Source organism: Mycobacterium sp. NPDC004974, assembly GCF_053600815.1.
Map to the genome: position 1 here is coordinate 250,817 of NZ_JBSGAQ010000001.1, position 21,033 is coordinate 271,849.

At 67.0% G+C, this 21,033-nt stretch carries 18 protein-coding genes; 12 read left to right on the plus strand and 6 right to left on the minus strand.

The features are described 5' to 3' along the window. The first annotated feature begins 66 nt into the window (after nucleotides 1-66). Entirely contained in the window at nucleotides 67-552 is a 486-nt protein-coding gene (locus ACWEFV_RS01230) for a MarR family winged helix-turn-helix transcriptional regulator (protein WP_450068783.1), read from the plus strand. Here the strand turns inward: ACWEFV_RS01230 and ACWEFV_RS01235 are convergent. The 5 genes from ACWEFV_RS01235 to ACWEFV_RS01255 form a co-directional block, all read right to left on the minus strand. Continuing rightward, nucleotides 491-3,061 (minus strand): AMP-binding protein, encoded by a 2,571-nt coding sequence (locus ACWEFV_RS01235; RefSeq protein ID WP_450068784.1) that lies wholly within the window; start codon nucleotides 3,059-3,061, stop codon nucleotides 491-493. The genes ACWEFV_RS01230 and ACWEFV_RS01235 overlap by 62 nt on opposite strands. Beyond that, nucleotides 3,058-4,116 (minus strand): ABC transporter ATP-binding protein, encoded by a 1,059-nt coding sequence (locus tag ACWEFV_RS01240; RefSeq protein WP_135453638.1) that lies wholly within the window; start codon nucleotides 4,114-4,116, stop codon nucleotides 3,058-3,060. Before ACWEFV_RS01240 ends, ACWEFV_RS01235 begins: the two co-directional genes overlap by 4 nt. Next, complete coding sequence (locus ACWEFV_RS01245) at nucleotides 4,113-5,687, minus strand: ABC transporter permease (RefSeq protein WP_450068785.1); 1,575 nt, start codon at nucleotides 5,685-5,687, stop codon at nucleotides 4,113-4,115. Before ACWEFV_RS01245 ends, ACWEFV_RS01240 begins: the two co-directional genes overlap by 4 nt. Next, nucleotides 5,688-6,704, minus strand: coding sequence for an iron ABC transporter substrate-binding protein (locus ACWEFV_RS01250; RefSeq protein ID WP_450068786.1), 1,017 nt, complete (start codon nucleotides 6,702-6,704; stop codon nucleotides 5,688-5,690). It lies immediately after the preceding gene. Between the two features lie 118 nt (nucleotides 6,705-6,822). Further along, entirely contained in the window at nucleotides 6,823-7,344 is a 522-nt protein-coding gene (locus ACWEFV_RS01255) for a TetR/AcrR family transcriptional regulator C-terminal domain-containing protein (protein ID WP_450068787.1), read from the minus strand. A gap of 116 nt (nucleotides 7,345-7,460) precedes the next feature. On the opposite strand from ACWEFV_RS01255, the gene ACWEFV_RS01260 reads away from it, so the two are divergent. Continuing rightward, nucleotides 7,461-8,060, plus strand: a complete 600-nt coding sequence (locus ACWEFV_RS01260) for a GNAT family N-acetyltransferase (RefSeq protein WP_450068788.1) — start codon at nucleotides 7,461-7,463, stop codon at nucleotides 8,058-8,060. A gap of 245 nt (nucleotides 8,061-8,305) precedes the next feature. On the opposite strand, the gene ACWEFV_RS01265 is transcribed toward ACWEFV_RS01260, so the two are convergent. Beyond that, entirely contained in the window at nucleotides 8,306-8,929 is a 624-nt protein-coding gene (locus ACWEFV_RS01265; RefSeq protein ID WP_450068789.1) for a hypothetical protein, read from the minus strand. Nucleotides 8,930-9,184: 255 nt separating this feature from the next. Here ACWEFV_RS01265 and ACWEFV_RS01270 point away from each other — a divergent pair, with 255 nt between their 5' ends. From ACWEFV_RS01270 to ACWEFV_RS01315, 10 genes are all read left to right on the plus strand, one after another. After that, nucleotides 9,185-9,553 (plus strand): YraN family protein, encoded by a 369-nt coding sequence (locus ACWEFV_RS01270; RefSeq protein ID WP_167857800.1) that lies wholly within the window; start codon nucleotides 9,185-9,187, stop codon nucleotides 9,551-9,553. Nucleotide 9,554: 1 nt separating this feature from the next. Further along, nucleotides 9,555-11,066, plus strand: a complete 1,512-nt coding sequence (locus ACWEFV_RS01275) for a YifB family Mg chelatase-like AAA ATPase (protein ID WP_450068790.1) — start codon at nucleotides 9,555-9,557, stop codon at nucleotides 11,064-11,066. Beyond that, the gene (gene dprA / locus ACWEFV_RS01280; protein ID WP_450068791.1) at nucleotides 11,063-12,250 is read left to right on the plus strand and encodes a DNA-processing protein DprA; all 1,188 of its coding nucleotides are present in this window, start codon (nucleotides 11,063-11,065) and stop codon (nucleotides 12,248-12,250) included. Before ACWEFV_RS01275 ends, dprA begins: the two co-directional genes overlap by 4 nt. 123 nt (nucleotides 12,251-12,373) lie before the next feature. After that, nucleotides 12,374-13,240: a siderophore-interacting protein gene (locus tag ACWEFV_RS01285; protein WP_450068792.1), complete on the plus strand. Its 867-nt coding sequence runs from the start codon at nucleotides 12,374-12,376 to the stop codon at nucleotides 13,238-13,240. A gap of 23 nt (nucleotides 13,241-13,263) precedes the next feature. Beyond that, entirely contained in the window at nucleotides 13,264-14,424 is a 1,161-nt protein-coding gene (locus ACWEFV_RS01290) for an alpha-hydroxy-acid oxidizing protein (protein WP_450068793.1), read from the plus strand. Nucleotides 14,425-14,482: 58 nt separating this feature from the next. Then, nucleotides 14,483-16,336 carry a CocE/NonD family hydrolase gene (locus ACWEFV_RS01295; protein ID WP_450068794.1) on the plus strand — a complete coding sequence of 618 codons (1,854 nt, stop codon included), beginning with the start codon at nucleotides 14,483-14,485 and terminating at the stop codon, nucleotides 16,334-16,336. 96 nt (nucleotides 16,337-16,432) lie between these two features. Next, a complete protein-coding gene (locus ACWEFV_RS01300; protein WP_135453648.1) occupies nucleotides 16,433-17,056 on the plus strand; it encodes a TetR/AcrR family transcriptional regulator in 624 nt (207 codons plus the stop codon). A 22-nt stretch (nucleotides 17,057-17,078) separates the two neighbouring features. Further along, nucleotides 17,079-18,125 carry an oxygenase MpaB family protein gene (locus ACWEFV_RS01305; RefSeq protein WP_450068795.1) on the plus strand — a complete coding sequence of 349 codons (1,047 nt, stop codon included), beginning with the start codon at nucleotides 17,079-17,081 and terminating at the stop codon, nucleotides 18,123-18,125. Then, on the plus strand, nucleotides 18,122-20,044 hold the full coding sequence (locus ACWEFV_RS01310) for an acyl-CoA dehydrogenase family protein (RefSeq protein ID WP_450068796.1): 1,923 nt from the start codon (nucleotides 18,122-18,124) through the stop codon (nucleotides 20,042-20,044). Before ACWEFV_RS01305 ends, ACWEFV_RS01310 begins: the two co-directional genes overlap by 4 nt. A 68-nt stretch (nucleotides 20,045-20,112) precedes the next feature. Next, nucleotides 20,113-21,009: a tyrosine recombinase XerC gene (locus ACWEFV_RS01315; protein ID WP_450068797.1), complete on the plus strand. Its 897-nt coding sequence runs from the start codon at nucleotides 20,113-20,115 to the stop codon at nucleotides 21,007-21,009. The last annotated feature ends 24 nt before the right edge of the window (nucleotides 21,010-21,033 follow it).

Here is a 21,033-nt window from a genome sequence, read left to right on the forward strand (position 1 = left end):
TTTCAGATAATGAACTATCGGTTGGATATCGGCCCTGGAACGCGAGGTCAGGTAGGGTATGGCGTCGTGGCTGACACCATCGGAGCTGCCGACGACAGCGACATCGTGGACTTTCTCGGTGCCGCAACAGACATCCGGCGCATGATTTCAACCCTCACCACGCCTGTGGCTCGTGAGTACGGAATCTCCGAGCGTGCACTGGGCATCATCTTCCTGGTGCATGCCGGGCTCGACCGTCCCGGCATGCTGATCGACTACCTCAACGTATTGCCGAGCACGATCACCTCGGACATCGACAAGCTCGTCGCCGCAGGGCTGTTGCGACGGACGCCATCGAACGACGACCGGCGAGGCATCCGTATCGAGGTGACCCGTCGTGGTGCCGGCGCGCAAAAGAAGTCACTGCGCCAGTTGCACGACTTCTTCCGTGCCAAGGCGGCCGGTGTGGCCCTCGAAGAACTTCATGCCTGCATCGCCACGCTCCGCAAGCTCAGCGGCGTTCCGCAGTCCTCAGTTCCCAATCCGCATCGCAAGGCTGACGACGCTTCTTGACCGAGAACCGTCGGGTCATGGATGTGCCCCACAATCGAAGGTCATATCCCTGGTCCGAGCCGGCGGCAACAGATGCCACGCATTTCCGGGCCGCGTTGACCAGATGGGTGAGTGCGATACCCACGATCAGTGCGGCCAGCACCCCGATCACCCGGTGGTCACCGAACAGCGGGTAGATCTGATAGTGGGTGAGGTAGATGTACAGCGACGCCTCGGCCAGCAACCCGCAGCCTGCCGCCACCACGGCGGGACAGCGCACCGCGGGCAGCCAGATCAGCAGCACGAACCCCGCCAGCACCAGGGTTTCTCGGCCACTGTTGCCGAAGTAGCCGTGCAACCCGATCGCGAGCACCACCGTGACGATCATCCGCTGCCAGGTGGCTGTGGCCTTGGCCGCCGCCCATCCGGCCGCGAAGAACCAGAACGCCAGCACCGTGAACCAGGCCTCGCGACCCAACCCGAAACCGGGTAGGTCGTAACGCAATACCAGCCCCACCGCCAGGAACGCCGCGGCGAAGGCGAACGGGCGGCGTCGCTCCAGCCGGTCGGCTCCCGGCAGCGCGCACACCACGGTCAGCGCCACCAGGATCCAAAACAGCACCTCGACGAACCACAACCGCCCGGCGGTCATGCTGTCGTGTGGCCCGAGGAACTTGTTGGCCAGCAACAGGTTCGACGCGTGGTAGTCGTCGGTGAGGATCAGCGCGACGGCGACCCACACGATCGAGGGCGCCGCGATCCAGGCGATCGTGTTGCGCAGGTGACGCAACCGGGTCGACCGTGGCACCGGTGTCAGGCAGAACCGGCCGAAGTTGTAGCCGGCCACCCCCAGCAGAATGTGCGCACCGCCCCACAGCGCGAACAACTCGGCGTGCGAGCCGACGATGAGAACGATGGCCGCAGCCCGTAGGGCGACGCTGGTTTCCACGGTCGCCCATCGGCGCAGACGCGGTGGGCCGCTGCGCTCCAGTTCCCGCAGCGGAATCCGGTGCCAGTCCTTCGGCAACCCTCCCAGGGCGCGTTCCAGCCGAACCGACATCGTCACATAGGTCAGTGAGTTACCGCCGAGGTCGACGAAGCTGGCGTTGCGGTCGATGGATTCGGCAGGGATATGCAGAACCGCGGCGAACAGGCTCCTCAGATCCGTGACCTCGGCGACGGGCGGTCCGGCGGCCAACGTGCGCACCGCGGCGTAATCGGGCTTACCCGAGACCAACCGGGGCAGCTCGGCGACGAGCGCAGCCCGCACCGCTCCGGCCGGCACACCCGCCAGGGTGGCGGTCAACTGCTGAACGTCGTAGGCGGTGGCCGTACCGGTGCCGACGGCTGCCACCGCGAGAGTCTCGCCCTCTTCCGTGCACAACGCCGTCACTCCGTGCTCGGCCAGGGTGGTTTGCAGACGGTCCAGGTCGATGCGCAGTCCGAACAGTTTCACGAACCGGCTACTGCGGCCGATGATCTCATAGTGGCCGTCAGGTGTGCACCGCGCGATGTCGCCGGTGCGCAGCTCTTCGACGGTGGCGCCCAAGGCCAGATCCTCGGGCCGCTGCGCGTACCCGAGCATCACATTGGTGCCGCGGTAGACCAGTTCGCCGGTACCGTCTGGCCATGCGGCGCCGGGGCGGATGGACAGGCTGCCGCCGGGGATCGCACGGCCGATGGATTCAGGATGTGACAGGGCCAATTCCGGTGGCAGATAGGCCATCCGGGCGGTCGCCTCGGTGGCCCCGTACATCACGAACAGCTGCCAGCCGCGGCGGCGTCCCAGCGCTGCGTAACGACGCACCCGATCGGGTGCCATCTGTCCGCCCGCCTGGGTGATGTACCGCAGGTGGGGTAGGTCCATGCTGTCGAAGCCGATCCGGTCGAGCAGCTCGAACGTGTGGGGCACCCCCGCGAAGGTGGTGGCACGGTGGCGGGTGAACTGGTCCCAGAACTCGTCGTCGACCACCGAGCGATCCGTGAGGATCAGGCCCGCACCGCGCAGCAGATGGCTGTTGACCACCGAAAGGCCGTAACAGTAGGACAGCGGCAATGTGGTTGCGGCCCGGTCAGTTTCACTGACGTCGAGGTACTCGGCGATGGCGGCGGCATTGCCGGCCAGGTTGGTGTGGGACAGTCGGACCAGCTTCGGTGACCCGGTGCTGCCCGAAGTCGACATCAGCAGCGCAAGGTCGTCGTGCAGCCGGTGTGTGCTGTGGGTGCGCCGGTGGTGGATGCCCCCGGCGTCGATCACGGTGTCGGGGGAGTAGGTCCGCAGGATCTCGCGGTGATCGCCGCCGGTGGGTACCGGCAGGGCTACGTGGCCGCCGGCGAGTGCGCCCAGGTAGTGCACGAGGGTGGGCAGGTCGTTGCGTGCTTCGAGTAGCACGAGCCGACGTTCGCGGCCCAGCGCCGCCGAGGCCTGCGACACCAGATCGGCAAGAGTCGCGTAGTCGACCTGTTGGGTCTCGGTCACCACCGCGATCCGGTCACCGTGGGCCGCCAACGCCTCGACGATGTGCCTCAAGGCAACGCCGTCCCCGTGCCCCGCACGTCGATACGGACCTTGGTGTCACGTGCCGGCGGATTCAGGCTGTGCTGACGCACGACGATGGACTCACCGGCTGCCGGGGGTTCGATGGTGAGCAGCACGTCGTGGCCGAGGAACTCGGTGGCCACCACCGTCCCCACGGTGGCTGCCGCTTCGAGATCATCCGCGCTGTCCGAGATCGCGGTGGCGACAAGCTGTTCGGGTCGCAGCACCAGCGTGCACGGACCGTCGGCGGCGCCGGGTTGAACCGGGATGCGGCCCAGCTCGCTGTCGGCCCACCCTGAGGTGACGGTGCCGGGCACCGTGATGCAATCCCCGAGGAACTCGGCGGTGAACCGGTCGGCGGGTTGGCGGTACACCTGCTCGGGGGTTCCGACCTGAGTGAACCTGCCCTCACGCATCACCGCGACCTGATCCGAGATCGAGAGCGCCTCCTCCTGGTCGTGCGTCACGATCAGGGTGGTCACCCCGGTGTCGGAGAGCGCCCGGGCCACCGACTTGCGGGTGGCCGCGCGCAGCCCGGTGTCCAGGGCGCTGAACGGTTCGTCGAGCAGCATCACCACCGGCCGGCGGGCCAGGGCCCGAGCCAGTGCGACGCGCTGCTGCTGACCGCCGGAGAGCTGGTGCGGCCGGCGTTGCGCGAACGAGGAATCCAGGGACACGGTAGCCAGCAACTCGTTGACCCTGGCCCGGGCCGCGGCACCGCGCTCGGGTAGGCCGTAGGCCACGTTCTGGGCCACCGTCAGGTGCGGGAACAGCGCGCCGTCCTGCGCCACGTAGCCGACGTCGCGGCGGTGGGGAGCGACAGTACTTGTGGGGCTTGTCATCTGGCGCCCACCGATGGTCACGGTGCCCGCGTCGGGGGATTCGAAGCCGGCGATCACCCGCAGCAGCGTGGTCTTGCCGCAGCCGGACGACCCGACTACCGCGGTGATGGTCCCCGGCGTCAGGGTCAGGTCGATGCCGTCGAGCACGACGGTGCCGTTGAAGGACTTGTGGAGTCCACGTACCTGCAGAACGTCCTCGGTCACAGGGCGGCCACCTTCGTCGACTGGCGCAACAACATCAGGGTCACTGGGATCGACAAGGCGATCAGCATCAGGGCGTAGGGCGCCGCTGCGGCGTAGTCCAGTTCGCTGCTCAACGACCAGAACCGCATCGCCAGGGTGCGGGTGCCGGTGGGCGCGAGCAGCAGCGTCGCCGTCAATTCCGTTGCCACCGCGACGAATACCAGCGAGGCGCCGGCAGCCGCGGCCGGGGCGGTCAGCCGAAGCGTGATACGCACGAACGTGCGCGCAGACGACGCTCCGAGTGAGCGCGAGGCCTCTTCCACCGACGGCGGCACCTGCGCCAGGCCCGAGCGCAGGCTGACCAGGGCGCGCGGCAGGAACAGCAGCACGTAGGCGCAGATCACCAGGGCCGCAGTCTGATAGAGCGGGGGAGCGTAGTGGATCGCCACGGTGACCAGGGCGAGTGCGGTGACGATGCCGGGCATCGAGCTGGTGATGAAATTGGCGCCCTCGATCGAGCGGGCCAGCAGGCCGCTGTAGCGGACGGCGACCCAGGCGAACGGGAAGGCCAGCACCGTGGTCAGGACCGCGGCAGCAGCGGCCAGCGCGGCCGTCTGGGCCAGCGCGGTGCCGATCGGCGCGGGTTCCCACACCTGCGCGCCGCCGATCCACAGCCACCGTGTCAGCGTCCACAGCGGCACTCCCAAGGCCAGTGCGGCCAGGGTCAGTAGCCCGGCGGTGGCCGGCAACATGGTGCGGCCCAGGCGCATCGGTGTGCTGGAGCGTTGCGCTCCGGAACCGATCCGCGCGAAGCGCGCGTTGCCGCGGGCCGCCGCCTCGGTGACCAACAGCAGCAGGCACAACAGCACAAGGACGGCGGCCAACGTGGCGCCGGCGGCGCCGTCGAAGGTGGCCTGGAACTGTTCGAAGATCGCGGTGGTGAAGGTCGAGAAGCGGATCATCGCGAACGCGCCGTATTCGGACAGTAGGTGAACACCGATCAGCAGGGCGCCGCCCAGGATCGCCAGGCGTAGCTGGGGCAGTACCACCCGGAAGAACACCCCGGACGATCCGGAGCCCAGCGCCCGGGCCGATTCCTCCAGTGCCGGATCGATGCGGCGCAGTGTGGCCGCGGCCGGCACGTAGACGAACGGGAAGTACGACAGCGTCGCGATCAGGATGCCTGCCGGCATTCCGTGCAACGTCGGCAATACGCTGACCCAGGCGTAGCTGTTGACGAACGCCGGTACTGCCAGCGGCGCGACGAACACCGGCCGCCACCACGTGCGCCCCGGCAGGTCGGTGCGCTCAACCAGCCACGCCGCGCCGACTCCGAGCACCACGCACACCGGCACGGTGATCAGCACCAGGCCCGCGGTGTTGAGCAGGAGCTCCCCGACGCGGGGCCGCACCACGAGCTCGATCACGCGGCTCGGACCGGTGGTGATCACCGACCACGCGACGTAGCCCAGCGGGATGAAGGTGGCCGTCAGCAACAGCGCCACGGCGGTGCCCAGTACCGGCCCCGGCCGTGCTCCTGCGGAGCGCTGCAGCGTCGCCGGCGGCGTTGACGGGGGCTCTGTCGCGACCAATTAGAGCAGGCCAGCCTTCGTCATCAGATCGGTGACCTTGGCGGCATCGAGATTGGACGGGTTGACCGCGGGCGCCTGCAACGTGTCCAACGGAGGCAGGGCCGGGTTGGCCGCGACGCCGCTGGCGACCGGGTATTCGAACGAGGTGCCCTTCTGTAGCACCTCCTGACCGGACTTGCCGGTGACGAACCGGAGGAACTGCTGGGCCTGATCCTGCTTCTTGCTGGATTTCAGTACGCCGCCGCCGGACAGGCTGACGAAGGCCCCGGGATCCTGGTTCTTGAAGTAATGCAGCGCGGTGTTGCCGCTGATCTCCTTGGTCTTGGCCTGATCGCGGAACCAGTAGTAGTGGTAGATGATTCCGCCGTCCACCTGGCCGTCGTTGACGGCGCGCAGCGTGGCGATGTTGTCCTGGAGCACAACGGCATTGGTCCTCAAACCGGCCAGCCACTGCGCGGTGGCGGGCTCGCCCTTCAGGTCGAGGATGGCCGCGACGATCGCCTGGAAGTCCGCCTTGGCCGGCGGTGCACCCCAACGGCCCTTCCACTGCGGCTGCTGCAGATCCATGATCGAGTGGGGCAGCTGGTCGGCCGGCAGCTTGGCCTTGTTGTAGACGAAGACCGTCGAGCGGGCCGCCACGCCGGTCCACTTGCCCGACGACGGCCGGAACTGGTCCGGGACCTGATCGAGGGTCTGCTGCTCGACGTCGGCGAACAGCCCGGCCTTCTCGACAGCCGCCATCGCCGGGGAGTTCTCGGTGAGGAACACGTCGGCGGGTGAGGCATTGCCCTCGGCCACCAGCTGGTTGCCGAGCTCGGTGTCGCCGCCCTGCCGGTAGGTGACCTTGATCCCGGTCTCCTTGGTGAACGCGTCGATCCATTCCTTGGTGAGGGACTCGTGCTGGGCGTTGTAGATCAGCAGCTCGTCGGACTCCGAACTGGAACACGCGACCATGCCGGCCGCGACCGCGACGGTCGACAGGACAACAGCAACCCGGCGGGTCCAACGTGTGCGCATCAAGTGAATCCTCTCGGTATTAGCTGAGCATCACCTAAGGACACTACCGGGGCCGGCGGGTGCGAAACCTGAGACGCCGTGAATCGCTGACCGACGGCCATCGGCATCGACGGTGCCGCTACCGGATGTGTCGGAGCGCCTTCAGGCCTTCCTGCACCACGACGTCTGGACTGTGCTCGTATTCGGATCGAAGTCTCTCGTATAACGGGGAGTTCTCCTGGCTTGCGGGAGTGTGTAGTTCGCGTGCGGCCGCCTGCGCCGTAGCCGCGCAGCCGAGAACGTAGTTCGACATGGCATAGGCGGTCGTTAGTACGTTGTCGACACCGTCCTGCTGCAGTCGTTTACAGAGAGTCTCGGAGAAGTTGAGGTAGGCGGGTCCGCGAGGAGGGCGCAGTGTCACGACAGTCACCGCCCACGGATGCGCGATCAGGTGACGGTAATAGGCCACCAGCAGGTCGAGGTGGCCTACTTCATCCATTGCCCGTCGAAATGGGGCATCGGTTGTCAGCGCGTGGTCGAGGGCGAGGTCGAGGACATCGTCGACACTGCTGATGCGGGAGTAGAGGCTCGCGGGAGCTACGCGCAACGTTCCGGCAAGGCTGCGTAGCGAGAGCGCCTGAATGCCATGTTCGTCCAACATGTCGACTGCTTCGCGGGCGATGTCCTCGACCGCGACTGCCCGAGCGCGGCGGACAGGTTTGGCGCGTAACCAGTAACTCACACCCAAGCTTAACCGAACACTGTTAGTTTAAAGGGGTGTTCGACTCCACACTGCTGCCGCTCGCCGGCTCCCGAACCAGCCTCCGCCCTCTCGCCGCACGCGATGCCGCCATCTATGTCGAGGGCACTCGCGACCCTTCGGTTCGTGCCTACGCGCACCTACCGGAACCGAACTACACGGTCGAGTTGGTGACTCGACTGGCGAATACGGTTGTTCCAGAAGGGCTTCGCCGAGCAGATCTGGCAATGTTGAGCATCGTCGACGCGACGACCGATGACTTCCTGGGCAGCCTCGTCATCTTCGACGTGACTGTCGAGAGTGCCGAGGTCGGCTTCTGGCTCCACCCGGATGCCAGAGGCTCGGGCCGATCAATTGACGCTCTGGAACTTGCTTCCGAATTCGCATGTCGTAGCGGTCTCGTCGCGATCACCGCCCGAACCGCCACGGACAATCGCGCATCGCAGAAAACCTTGACACGTGCGGGATTCGAAGTGCTGACAACGGCTACCGGGATTGCTCCATCCGGACATGAAGTCGAACTTGTCCACTACGAACGCCGACTCTCCCCGGAGAAGGGCGGGGACCATAGGCGCCGAGCGTCTCTGGGAGCGCCTACCGAGGAGAAGTCCATATGACAGACCGCAACGCGCCGTATCGACTATCGAGAGGTTTCAGCCCATGCCCACCCATCGCGCTGGGTGGCACGAGCTCGGTCAGAACTTCCTCACCGATCGCACAGCGGTTGACAGGATCGTCGGCCTTGTCACCAAGGCAGACGGACCCATCATCGAAATTGGCTCCGGCGGAGGGGCATTGACGCTTCCTGAGCAAACCCTGTGTCGGCCGATCACAGCAATCGAGGGCGCAGTACCGCGTGGTGTCATGGGGTGAGTGCGCCGAAGATCTCCGCCCAGTTTCCTCCGGCGGCATCCATCGCATTCCGAGTCTCAACGAGAACGTCCCGAGCGATCTGCTCGAGCGTGGTCTCCGCGGCAGGGCTCTCAGTGCCCTTGATGACCCTCATGCCCTCTGCGGTTGCGGTGAACTGCTCTTTCCATTGCCCGGCGGAGGACAGCAGGAATCTGAGGTGATAGGGGTAGTGGAAGTCAGGCACCGGCACTCCGGCTTCTGCAACATTCTTCAGTGAGATGACGATCAACCGCAGTTGTTCGGACTCGAACGAACAAGATTCCGGGTCCGCCAATCCTGAGGATTCAGGTGATCCATCAACGAGATCCCGCCAGTACGCACGATCGTGAAGGCCGTCCCGTTGCTCCATGTGCGTCTCCGCGAAGACCGACATGAGTTCGTTGTCGTTGATGAGTGGGGACAGGACCAGATCTTCGCTGTAGTCGTAACCGAAGAAGTACCGAGTGCCGTCAACCTCGATCGATTCGATTCCTCCGATGTGGCGGTAATCCCGAAGCAGCGGTGCGGGAATACCTGTCGCCGCTGTTTCTTCGCCGTCGGGGGTTCCGCTGTCGCCGCATCCCTGGATGCTCATCATCGCTCCATTCATCCGCGACTCCGACCTTGTTGATCGCAGTTCGCCCTTGCCCCCATGTAGTGGACACGGGATTTCGGTTGATCGGCTTGACAGCGTAGCGGCCGTCTGGGCAGCCCGGGTCGGTTGCCGGACGGCATCTTTGATGCGGCTCGTCAACACGCATCAGATCGGGGCCCTGTGGATGAAATCGGCGCTGGGGATAGTCGGCCTGATTGAGCCGGTTCTGTCGGACCGTGTCCGCACGGTGTGGGCATGAGTTCTCTGACACGGGCCGAGATCGGCGCACTGGGTGAACAGTTGGCCGTCGAGCATCTGGCGGCACAGGGGTTGCGGACGTTGACGCGCAACTGGCGGTGTCGCTACGGCGAGCTCGACGTGATCGCCGAAGAGGTCGCCACGAACACGGTGGTCTTCGTCGAGGTGAAGACCCGTACCGGGGATGGTTTCGGTGGGCTTGCCGAGGCGGTGACGGCGCAGAAGGTGCGCCGTATCCGCCGGTTGGCGGCGCTATGGCTGGCTGAGCAGGAGTCTCGCTTCGCCGCGCTGCGTATCGATGTGATCGGGGTGCGCGTCGGCCGGCGCCGAGAACCGGAGCTGACGCACCTCAAGGGGGTGGGTTGAAATGGGTTTGGGTAGAGCCTATTCGGTGGCCGTACGCGGCGTGGACGGCGTCATTGTCGAGATCGAGGCGGACATCACGTCGGGGCTGCCCAGCGTGAACCTGGTGGGGCTGCCCGACACCGCCTTGCAGGAATCGCGGGACCGGGTGCGCGCGGCGATCACCAATTGCGGCAACACGTGGCCGATGTCGCGCCTGACGTTGGCGTTGTCCCCGGCCACGCTGCGCAAGGTCGGGTCGGTCTACGACGTGGCGCTGGCGGCGGCGGTGCTCTCGGCGCACACCAAGTCGGCGTGGGCACGGCTGGAAAAGTCGGTGTTGCTCGGTGAACTCGCTCTCGACGGCCGGGTCCGTCCGGTGCACGGCGTATTGCCGGCGGTACTGGCGGCCAAGCAGGAGGGCTGGCCCACGGTGGTGGTGCCGGTCGACAACCTGGCCGAGGCCAGTCTGGTCGACGGCATCGAGGTCTGCGGTGTGCGAACCCTGCGGCAACTGCAGGCCTGGCTCGACGGTAAGGGCGATCTGCAGGCCCGGGTCGCTGCGCCGGGCCACGCTCTGGAAGCGACGGCGGATCTCGCCGATGTGGTCGGGCAGGCCCAGGCCCGTTATGCCGTCGAGGTGGCGGCCGCCGGTGCCCATCACCTGATGTTGACCGGGCCGCCCGGTATCGGGAAAACGATGTTGGCGCAACGGCTTCCGGGCCTGTTGCCGCCGCTGTCGTCGGCTGAATCGCTTGAGGTGACCGCGGTTCATTCGGTGGCGGGGCTGTTGGCGGGGGACACACCGCTGATCACCCGGCCTCCGTTTGTGGCTCCGCACCACACCTCGAGCGTGGCGGCACTGGTCGGCGGCGGAAGTGGGTTCGCGCGTCCCGGGGCGGTCAGTCGGGCGCATCGGGGTGTGTTGTTTCTCGACGAGTTCGCCGAAATGGGATCCAGTGCCCTGGAGGCGTTGCGAACTCCCTTGGAGGACGGCGAGATCCGGTTGGCTCGCCGCGATGGGGTGGCCTGTTATCCGGCCCGGTTCCAACTGGTTCTGGCGGCGAATCCTTGCCCGTGTGCCCCACCCAATTCGGCCGACTGTGTCTGTTCGGCCCAAGCCAAGCTCCGGTATAGGGGCAAGTTGTCGGGGCCTCTGGTGGATCGTGTCGACTTGCGGGTGGAGCTGTATCCGGTCAGTGCAGGGGCGTTCATGCCACAGTCGGGCGAGTCCAGCGCGGTGGTCCGTGAGCGGGTCGCCGCGGCGCGCCTGGCCGCCCGGGAACGGTGGAAACCGTACGGGATCGGCACCAATGCGGAGGTCGGCGGACCGCTGCTGCGGCGCGAATTCCGATTGCCCAAAGCCGCGATGGAGCCGTTACGGTCGGTACTCGACCGTGGCGTGATCAGCATGCGCGGTGCCGACCGTTGTTTGAGGGTCGCTTGGACCCTGGCGGATCTGGCCGGACGGACCATGCCCGCCCATGAGGACGTCGCCACCGCATTGAGCTTCCGGCAGGCCGGGGGTGTGGCATGACCGACGAGGTGCGGCGTGCATGGGCGTATCTGTCGCGGGTGGCCGAACCGCCGTGCCCGCAGTTGGCGGCCTTGGTCACGCAGGTGGGTCCGGTCGAGGCGGCCGGCCGGGTCAAAGCCGGACAGGTCGACACCGAGGTGTTGCGCCGAGTCGAGGCGCGGCGGGAATTCGATTGTGCGGCAGAGGACCTGGATGTCCTCGACAGGATGGGCGGGCGATTGATCACGCCCGATGACGACGAGTGGCCGCTGCTGCGCTTCCGGGCGTTTCGCGGGGATGCGGTACCCAAACGCTCGAACGGACACCCTCCGCTGGTGTTGTGGGCGGTCGGGCCCGTGCGCCTCGACGAGGCGGCCGAGCGGGCCGCGGCGATCGTCGGGACCCGTGCGGCGACCGCCTACGGCGAGCATGTCGCCGCTGAGCTGGCCGCCGGTCTCGTCGAACGGAACGTGACGGTGGTGTCCGGCGGGGCCTACGGCGTCGATGGGGCAGCCCACCGCGCGGCGTTGGCATGTGAGGGAGTAACGGTCGCGATCGTGGCCGGTGGTATCGACAACCCGTACCCGGCCGGGCACAGCGCGCTGTTCCACCGGATCCGCCAGGACTGTCTGCTGGTCAGCGAGTACCCGCCCGGGACATCGCCGGGGCGGTTGAGGTTTCTCACCCGCAACCGGTTGGTGGCCGCGCTTTCCGGTGCGACGGTGGTGGTGGAGGCGGGGGTGCGCAGCGGCGCGGCCAATACCGCGGCGTGGGCCAGGTCGCTGGGCCGGGAAGTGTGTGCCGTTCCGGGGCCGGTGACCTCGGCCGCATCGGCGGGCTGCCATGCGCTGTTGCGGAACGGCGCTGTTCTGGTCGACCGGGCCGAGCAGATCGTCGAACTCGTCGGTCGCATAGGCGAACTGGCGCCGGAGGAGCCCCATCCGGCTGGTCCCCTCGATGGGCTCGCACCGGTTGAGAAACAGGTCTACGACGCGCTGCCGGCGCGCGGTGCACACACCGTGGACGAGATCGCGATGCTCGCCGCGCTGCCGCCGCACCAGGTGCTGGCGCCGTTGACGATGCTGGAGTTGGCCGGGCTGGTCGAGAGCGTCGACGGATGCTGGCGGATCGCGCGTCGGCGCCGGGTCCGCTCAGCAACCCCCGGGTCGGCAGGGGAGGGCCAGGTATCCGCCGACTTGTTGTGAGGCCGGCCGGGGTCCGGGGGAGATCCGAGGCCTGATTCACGTAGCACCCAGGCCGGCCCGTGGTCTCCGTATAGTCGATGAGGTCGGCTAATAAAACGAGCGGCAGATGATCTTGGAGGCGCCATGGCAGGACGACCAATGCACACATTCCAGGTGGTGCATCGCGAGCAATTGACCCCCCATATGGTCAGGTTGGTGCTGGGTGGATCGGGTGAGGGGACGGGCTTCGACACGTTCTCGCCCAACGACTTCAGCGATGCCTACGTCAAACTCGCCATCGTTCCCGCTGCTGTGGATGTGTCGGCGCTGCCGAAACCCTTGACGCTGGACAGCTTTCAGGACGTGCCCGCCGAACTGCGCCCCACGGTGCGGACCTACACCGTGCGCAAGTTCGACAAGGAGCGCCGCGAGATCACCATCGACTTCGTCGTGCACGGTGAGCAGGGCGTGGCCGCACCCTGGGCCGCGGCAGCGGTGCCGGGCCAGCCCGCCTACCTGATGGGGCCCAGTGGGGCCTACAACCCGGACCCGGCCGCTGACTGGCACCTGTTGGCCGGTGACGAGGCCGCTCTGCCGGCCATCGGTGCCGCCCTCGAAGCCTTGCCCGCCGATGCGACCGGCAAGGTCTTCATCGAGGTCGCCGGCCATGAGGACGAGGTCGAGCTCACCGCTCCGGCCGGGGTCGAGGTCAACTGGATCCACCGAGGGGGGCGAGCCGACCTGGTCGGCGAGGACAAGGCCGGAGACAACGCACCGCTGATCGCCGCGGTCAAGGAGGCGGCCTGGCTGCCGGGTCAGGTTCAGGTGTTCATCCACGGCGAGGCCCAGGCCGTCATGCACAACCTGCGTCCCTACATCCGCAAGGAGCGCGGTGTCGCGGCGAAATGGGCGGGTTCGATCTCGGGGTACTGGCGCCGCGGGCGCACCGAGGAGACGTTCCGGCAGTGGAAGGCCGAGCTGGCGAAAGCGGAGGCCGACACCGCGGGCTGAGACCAGGTGGCAAGGTAGCCGTCATGGCGTACGGCGACTATCAACTCGAGATCTACCTGCAGGGGCTGTCCGGCGTGCTGCCGACCATGCCGATGGACTACGCGGGGCTGGAGGCCAAGGCCCAGGCGGCCATGCCGGCCTCGATCTGGTCCTATGTGGCCGGCGGGGCCGGCGACGAGCGAACCCAGCAGGTCAACCGCACCGCTTTCGACCGGTGGGGGCTGATGCCGCGCATGTTGAACGCCCACCGGGAACGCGACCTGTCCGTCGACCTGTTCGGGCTCACGCTGCCGACGCCGTTGTTCATGGCACCGATCGGGGTGCTGGGCATCTGCGGGCAGGACGGGCACGGTGATCTGGCCGGTGCCCGCGCCGCCGCGCGCACCGGGGTGCCGATGGTGTTGTCGACGCTCACCGAGGACCCGCTGGAAGACGTCGCCGCCGAATTCGGGGACACCCCAGGCTTTTTCCAGCTGTACACACCGACCGACAAGGATCTGGCCGCCAGTCTGGTGCAGCGCGCCGAGAAGGCCGGATTCAAGGGCATCGTCGTCACGCTCGACACCTGGGTGCCGGGTTGGCGGCCGCGGGACCTGGCCACCTCCAACTTCCCGCAGTTGCGCGGCAAGTGCCTGGCCAACTACACCAGCGACCCGGTGTTCCGGGCCGGGTTGCCGCAGCCGCCCGAGGAGAACCCGCAGGCCACCGTGCTGCGCTGGGTCAGCCTGTTCGGCAATCCGCTCACCTGGGACGACCTGCCGTGGCTGCGGTCACTGACCAAGCTGCCGCTGATCCTCAAGGGCATCTGTCACCCCGATGACGTCCGGCGGGCCAAAGACGGTGGCGTCGACGGCATCTACTGCTCCAATCACGGTGGGCGCCAAGCCAATGGCGGCATTCCCGCGATCGACTGCCTGCCCGGCGCGGTCGAGGCCGCCGACGGTCTGCCGGTGTTGTTCGACTCAGGAATCCGCAACGGCGCCGACATCGTCAAGGCGCTCGCACTGGGTGCCACCGCGGTAGGTGTGGGCCGCCCGTATGCGTACGGGCTGGCGCTGGGCGGCGCCGACGGCATCGTGCACGTGCTGCGGTCGATGCTCGCCGAGGCCGACCTGATCATGGGCGTCGACGGGTACCCGACGCTGGCCGATCTCACGCCCGACGCGTTGCGGCGGGTCGACTGACCAGACCGGCGTTGCCGGACAGCAGATCACCGGACGTCCCCGGGATTACGGTCAAAGGGTGCGCTCCGTCGTCGCTCGCGGTTTGACGATCGCGGCTGTCGCCGTGCTGGTCCTCGGTGGGTGCGGCGGCGGGCCCCGGCAGCCGTTTCCGCCCGCCGCGGGGCGCGGGCCGTGTCAGGTGACCGAACAGACGGATGTGCCGGCGACCATGCGCGACGGCACCGTGCTGCGCGCCGACGTGTACCGGCCGCGTATCGACCGTCCCGTTCCGGTGCTGCTGATGCGCACCCAGTACGGGAAATCGGGCGCTCAGGCCGAGACGCGCTACCGGCCACCGGATTGGTTCGCGTCGCACTGTTATCTGGTGGTCATTCAGGATGTCCGTGGCCAGGGCGCCTCGGGCGGAGTCTTCGAAGAGTTCACCCAGGACATGGACGACGGCTACGACTCGGTGGAGTGGGCTGCGGCGCTGCCCGGGTCCAGCGGCAAGGTCGGCATGTACGGGTCGTCGTATGTCGGCGCCACGCAGTGGTTGGCGGCAGTCACCGCTCCGCCACATCTCGTGACGATCGCGCCGGCCAACACCGCCTCGGACTACTACGACGGATGGACGTATGAGGGAGGGCAATTCCGGCTGGCATTCGTCCAGCCGTGGGCCATCGGCTCGCTGGCGTTGACCGCCGCGGAGAACCGTCACGATCAGGCTGCGGCAGCGCAATTGACCGCGGCCGCGGCCGATCCCACCCGCTGGATGAACTTCCGGCCGTTCAAAGACGTGCCGCCGCTACAACCGGGCAACCCCGCTGTCGCGCCCTGGTATTTCGACTGGATCCGGCATTCGACTCGTGACGACTTCTGGCAGCGGGTCAGCATCAGGGAGCGCTACGGTTCGGTGCGGGTACCCGTCCTCGACTTCGAAGGCTGGTATGACGCCTTTCTCGCCGGCGGTGTCGAGAACTTCACCGGCATGGTCGCACACGGCGGCACCCAGGCGGCCCGGGACAACCAGCGCCTGGTCATCGGTCCGTGGGACCATGTCAACTGGGGTCGGCCCGACTCGGAACCGGCTCCACTGCTCCGCGGTATCGGGACGGTCGGCAACAGCCCGATCAATGAACTGATGGTGGCCTGGTACGACCACTTCCTCAAGGACACCGATGCTCCCGACGGAAATCCGGTCACGACCGGTCAGCCCCGGGTCGACTACTTCCTCATGGGGGCGAACAAGTGGAAGTCGGCGACGCAATGGCCACTGCCGCAGACCCGGTGGACGACGATGTACCTGTCCGGGCCGGGCGGAATCGCCGATCGCCAAGGCCAACTCGTGGCCGCCGCACCCGGTGCACAGGCAGCCGACACCTACACCTACGACCCGGCTTTCCCGGTGCCGAGCACGGGCGGGCATTCATGCTGCGGCGCGCTGAGTGGCCCGCAGGGCCCGTACGACCAGACCCCCGTCGAACAGCGTTCCGACGTCCTGGTCTACAGCAGCCCACCGCTCGACCATGACACCGAGGTGACGGGGCCGGTATCGGTGCGGCTGTGGGCCCAATCCAGTGCCGTCGATACGGATTTCACGGCCAAACTTGCGGTGGTGAAACCAGACGGCCAGGTGATCAACCTCAACAACGGCATCGTGCGGACGGCGTTTCGGGATTCGCTGTCCAACCCCACTCCGATCCTGCCCGGGCAGCCCTATCCCTTCCAGATACAGGTCTGGCCGACCAGTTACCAGTTCGGCACCGGTGATCGCATCCGACTGGAGATCTCCAGCAGCGACTATCCGCAGTTCGCGCCGAACCCGAACACCGGCGCGCCGTTCGGGCAGGACACCCAGGTCCGCACCGCCAACCAGACCGTCCTGCATGACGCGCAGCACCCGTCCGCGGTGACCCTTCCCGTCATCCCGTGACGCTCGGGCCGCTGTAGCGCTGAAACTCTGAACAGGTAAAACGCCAGGTAATTGATGGTGGCGCCCAGAATATTCATGCGTGTAGCATTTTCCTTCATGAGTGTAGAAACCGTTCGCGGGCGGGCCGCCCACCTGGGCCCCGAGCGGCGGCGCCCGCAGGTGCTGGATGCGGCCCTGGCGATTGCGGTGTCCGAGGGGGTCGCGGCGGTCACGATCGGCGCGGTGGCTCAGCGACTCAAGGTCACCCGCCCGGTGGTGTACTCGTGCTTTCCCGATCGGGTCGAACTGCTGAGGGCCTTGCTCGAGCGGGAGTTGGCGCTGTTGGTCCAGGGGGCGGTCGATGCGCTGCCCTACGGCCGCGCGGACGCTGACGAAGCCGTCTTCGTCGAGGGCTTCCAGGCGCTGCTTGAGACGGTCGCCGGCCGGCCCGATTCCTGGCGGCTCGTGATGAGCGCCGACCCGGATCCGGCCGTGGCCAAACACTTCCGCAACGGTCGCGCGCTGATGGTCGGCAAGGTCTCCCGACGGCTGGCGCCCACGCTGGAACGTTGGGGCACCACCGACGCCGACAGGAAGCTGCCGGTGCTGGTCGAGCAGTTCGTGTCCACCTGTGAAGGCGCGGTGCGGACCTTGTTGCACGACGACGGAAAGAACTGGACCCCAACCACATTGGGTGAATTCATCGGATCGGCCACCTATCGGGCGTTTCGCACCGCCTGATCCAGAACAGAGGAGTTATCGCATGTCTGATCTCCAGCCGATGGCTGACTATGGGTTCTTCGGGCCGGATTCGGTGACCTGGAAGGTCTGGGGTCATGCGACAACGCCGATCATCGGACTGCAGCGCGCCGTGGTGGTCGAGGAACTCGATCCCGCCCTGATCGCCGCGGTCGACACCACCGGCGCCAACTACGACCGGCCCCGCACGCGTTACGACCGGACTGTGCGCTACTTCGCGATGGTCGCGTTCGCCGACACCGAATCGGTGCTCAAGGCCGCCGATGTCCTGGTGAAAGTCCACTCGAAAGCCATTGGTACCGAACCGCTCAGCGGCAACAAGTACGACGCCAACGACCCCCAGTCGCAGCTGTGGATCCTGCTGACCGGCTGGCACTCGGTGCTCAAGGCCTACGAGCTGTACGGCGGCGGAACGCTGACGGCCGAGGAGGAGGCCCGCTACTGGCAGGACTGCGCCCGCGCGGCCGAGTTCCAGACCTGCGATCCGGCCGACGTCCCGCGGACCCGCGAGGGCATCAACGAGTACTTCGAGCAGATGCGGCCACACCTCGCCGTCAGCGAGGCCGCCCGCGCGATGATGGACCACCTGCTCAACGCCAAGGTGGTGCTGCCGCCCGCGCCGCGGATCGCGAAGCCGGCCGTCGAGATTCTCAACTGGTTCCTCCGTGCGGGCACCATCGCCACGATGCCGAGGTGGATGCGCAGGCTCAGTGGATTCGATCAGCCGCGCGTGGTGGACCTGGCCGTGCGGCCGGTGCTCAAGCTCGGTTTCGGCGTGGTCAACCGCGTGCCGCGGCTGAAGCTCTTGGTGGCCAAGATCATTTCGCCGTCCGTGGTGCCGATCGCGGGCCCTTACATCATGGGCATACCGCCGCGGTCGACCGAGGTGCTCAGCCCCGAAGAGGGCCGCAAGCGTTACGGCTACGCCAAACCCGCCGATGCACATCACGAGCTGCGGGCCCGCCAGCACGAGCGGGTGTTCGGGCAGGGGCAACTGCCCAGCGACGAGGGCCTCGTCGAATCTCAGTCCTACCTAGGGAGTTTGGCGTGACCGCACGATCTGATGTCCTGTTCGACCCGAACCGGACCGACTTCGACCAGTTCGACACCAGAACCCGGGAGATCTTCCGGGCCACCATCGACTTCTTCGAGTCCCACGGCAAGCGGTGGCTCAAGCAGCAGGACCGGGATCGGGTCTGGTACAGCGACTTTCTCGACCTGGTCAAGCGGGAGGGCATCTTCGCGACGTTCCTGACCCCGGCATCTGAGGCCGACGGCGACCCCGACAAACGCTGGGATACCGCGCGCAACGCCATGTACAGCCAGGTCCTCGGGTTCTACGGCATGCAGTACTGGTACGTCTGGCAGGTCACGATCCTCGGGCTCGGCCCGATCTGGCAGTCGGAGAACGCGGCGGCGCGGAAGAAGGCGGCCGCCCTACTGGATTCGGGGGAGATCTTCGCTTTCGGGCTGTCCGAGCAGGCCCACGGCGCCGACGTCTACTCGACCGACATGGTGCTGACACCGAATGCGGACGGGTCGTACGCGGCGAGCGGTGGCAAGTACTACATCGGCAACGGCAACCTGGCCGGCATGGTCTCGGTGTTCGGCCGTCGCTCCGACAAACCCATCATCGACAGTTCCGACCTCGACCGGCGCCGTCCTGAGCAGGATTTCGACGGATACCTGTTCTTCGCCGCCAACAGCCAACATTCGAACTACCACCTGCGCAAGAACGTCGTCGATGGCCAGATGTACGTCGCGGCGTTCGACCTGGAGAACTATCCGGTCAGTGCCGACGACATCCTGCATGAGGGTAAGGCGGCCTTCAACGCCGCGATCAACACGGTCAACATCGGCAAGTTCAACCTCGGATTCGGGGCGATCGGGGCCTGTGAGCATGCGATGTACGAGGCCGTCACCCACGCCGAGAACCGCGTGCTGTTCGGCCGGCGGGTCACCGAGTTCCCGCAGATCCGCCGCATGCTCGCCGACGGCTACGCCCGGTTGATCGGGATGAAGCTCTACAGCGAGCGGGCCATCGATTACATGCGCAGCGCAAGCCCGGACGACCGGCGCTACCTGTTGTTCAACGCGATCGAGAAGATGAACGTCACCCGCGAGGGCGAGAAGATCGTGACGTTGCTCGCCGACACCATCGCGGCCCGGGCGTTCGAATCCGACATGTACTTCACCATGGCGCTGCTGGGCCTCACCGGCTTGCCGCGGCTGGAGGGCACCGTGCACGTCAACATGGCACTGTCGCTGAAGTTCATGCAGAACTACATGTTCGGCGCATCCGATGCGGGGCTGGCGGCGCTGTCCGTGCTGCCTGTCGGCCGGGCTCCGGCGCCGCTGGTGAGCGCGCTCGCCGGTGGCCTGCGTGCGGCCGGGGGAGCGATCGCAGGTTCGCCTGTGGCGCAACATATTCCGCAACTCAAGTCGCTGCTGGCCGAGGTGCCGGAGATTCCGACGCGTAGGGACGCGACCAATGACGACTTCCTGTTCCGGCAGGGGCCGAGCAGCGGGTTGGCGAAGATCAGGTTCGGGGACTGGCAGTCGGTGCTGCGCCAGTTCTCGTCGACGCCGAATGTCGCGGTGTTCCTCGACCAGGCCCTGGCGTTGCAGACCCTGCTGGCAGTGGCGACACCCACCGCCGATCAACAACGCAACGTGGACTTCCTGTTCGCGATCGGTGAGATGTTCACCCTGATCCCATACGCCCAGCTGATCCTGGAGCAGGCGGAGATCGAAGCGATCGACACCGATCTGATCGACCAGCTCTTCGAGGTGCTCGTCACCGACATGTCCACGCACGCGACCAAGCTGCATTGCCATCCGGATGCCACCGGCGTGCAACAGCAGCGCGCCCTCGACATCGTCAAGCAGCCCGTGGCCGACGCCGCCCGCCGGGATCGCGTGGTGGCAGGTGTGCGCGGACTGGCCGGCCGCTACGAGATGAACCCGTGATGGTCACGCGACGGTAGCGGCTCGGCGCGTCGGGTGCGGGGCGGGCGTCCTTCTGCCACCGTGGCACAGTGCCCGCAGTCCAGGATGTGCTCGCCGAGTTCGACGAATACCTGGCGCTGCAGTGCGGCAGGTCTGAGCACACCCGCCGGGCGTACCGCGGTGACCTGTCGGCGTTGTTCGACTTCACCGGCGGTGGCCTGGATACCGTGACCCTGCCGGCGCTGCGGTCGTGGCTGGCCGGCCAGGCCACGACCGGAGCAGCGCGGACCACGCTGGCGCGACGCACCTCGACGGTCAAGACCTTCTGTACCTGGGCGGCTCGGCGGGGATTGCTGCCGGAGGACGTCGCGGCCCGGTTACAGGTACCCAAAGCGCACCGCACCCTGCCCGCGGTGTTGCGTCGCGATCAGGCGATCGACGCCATGGAAGCGATGAATTCCGCGGCGCGCGAAGGTGATCCGCTGGCCCTGCGGGACCGGCTGATCGTGGAGATGCTCTATGCCACCGGGATCCGGGTCAGCGAGTTGTGCGGACTGGACATCGACGACATCGACACCTCACGCCGGGTGCTGCAGGTGCTGGGCAAGGGCAACAAGCAGCGCACCGTCCCGTTCGGCGAGCCCGCACACGTCGCGTTGACGGCATGGCTCACCGAAGGCCGCCCCGCCCTGGCCACTGCCGATTCCGGTCCGGCACTGCTGCTCGGGGCCCGCGGTAAACGGATCGATCCGCGTCAGGCGCGCACCGTCGTGCACCAGACCATCTCTGCCGTCGACGGTGCCCCCGACATCGGCCCGCACGGGCTGCGGCACAGTGCTGCCACCCACCTGCTCGAAGGCGGCGCCGATCTCCGCATCGTGCAGGAGTTACTGGGCCACACCTCGTTGGCCACCACGCAGCTCTACACCCACGTCACCGTCGAACGGTTGCGGGCAGTGCACGACCAGGCCCACCCACGGGCCTGACATCCCGGAACGGAAGATTTAGGA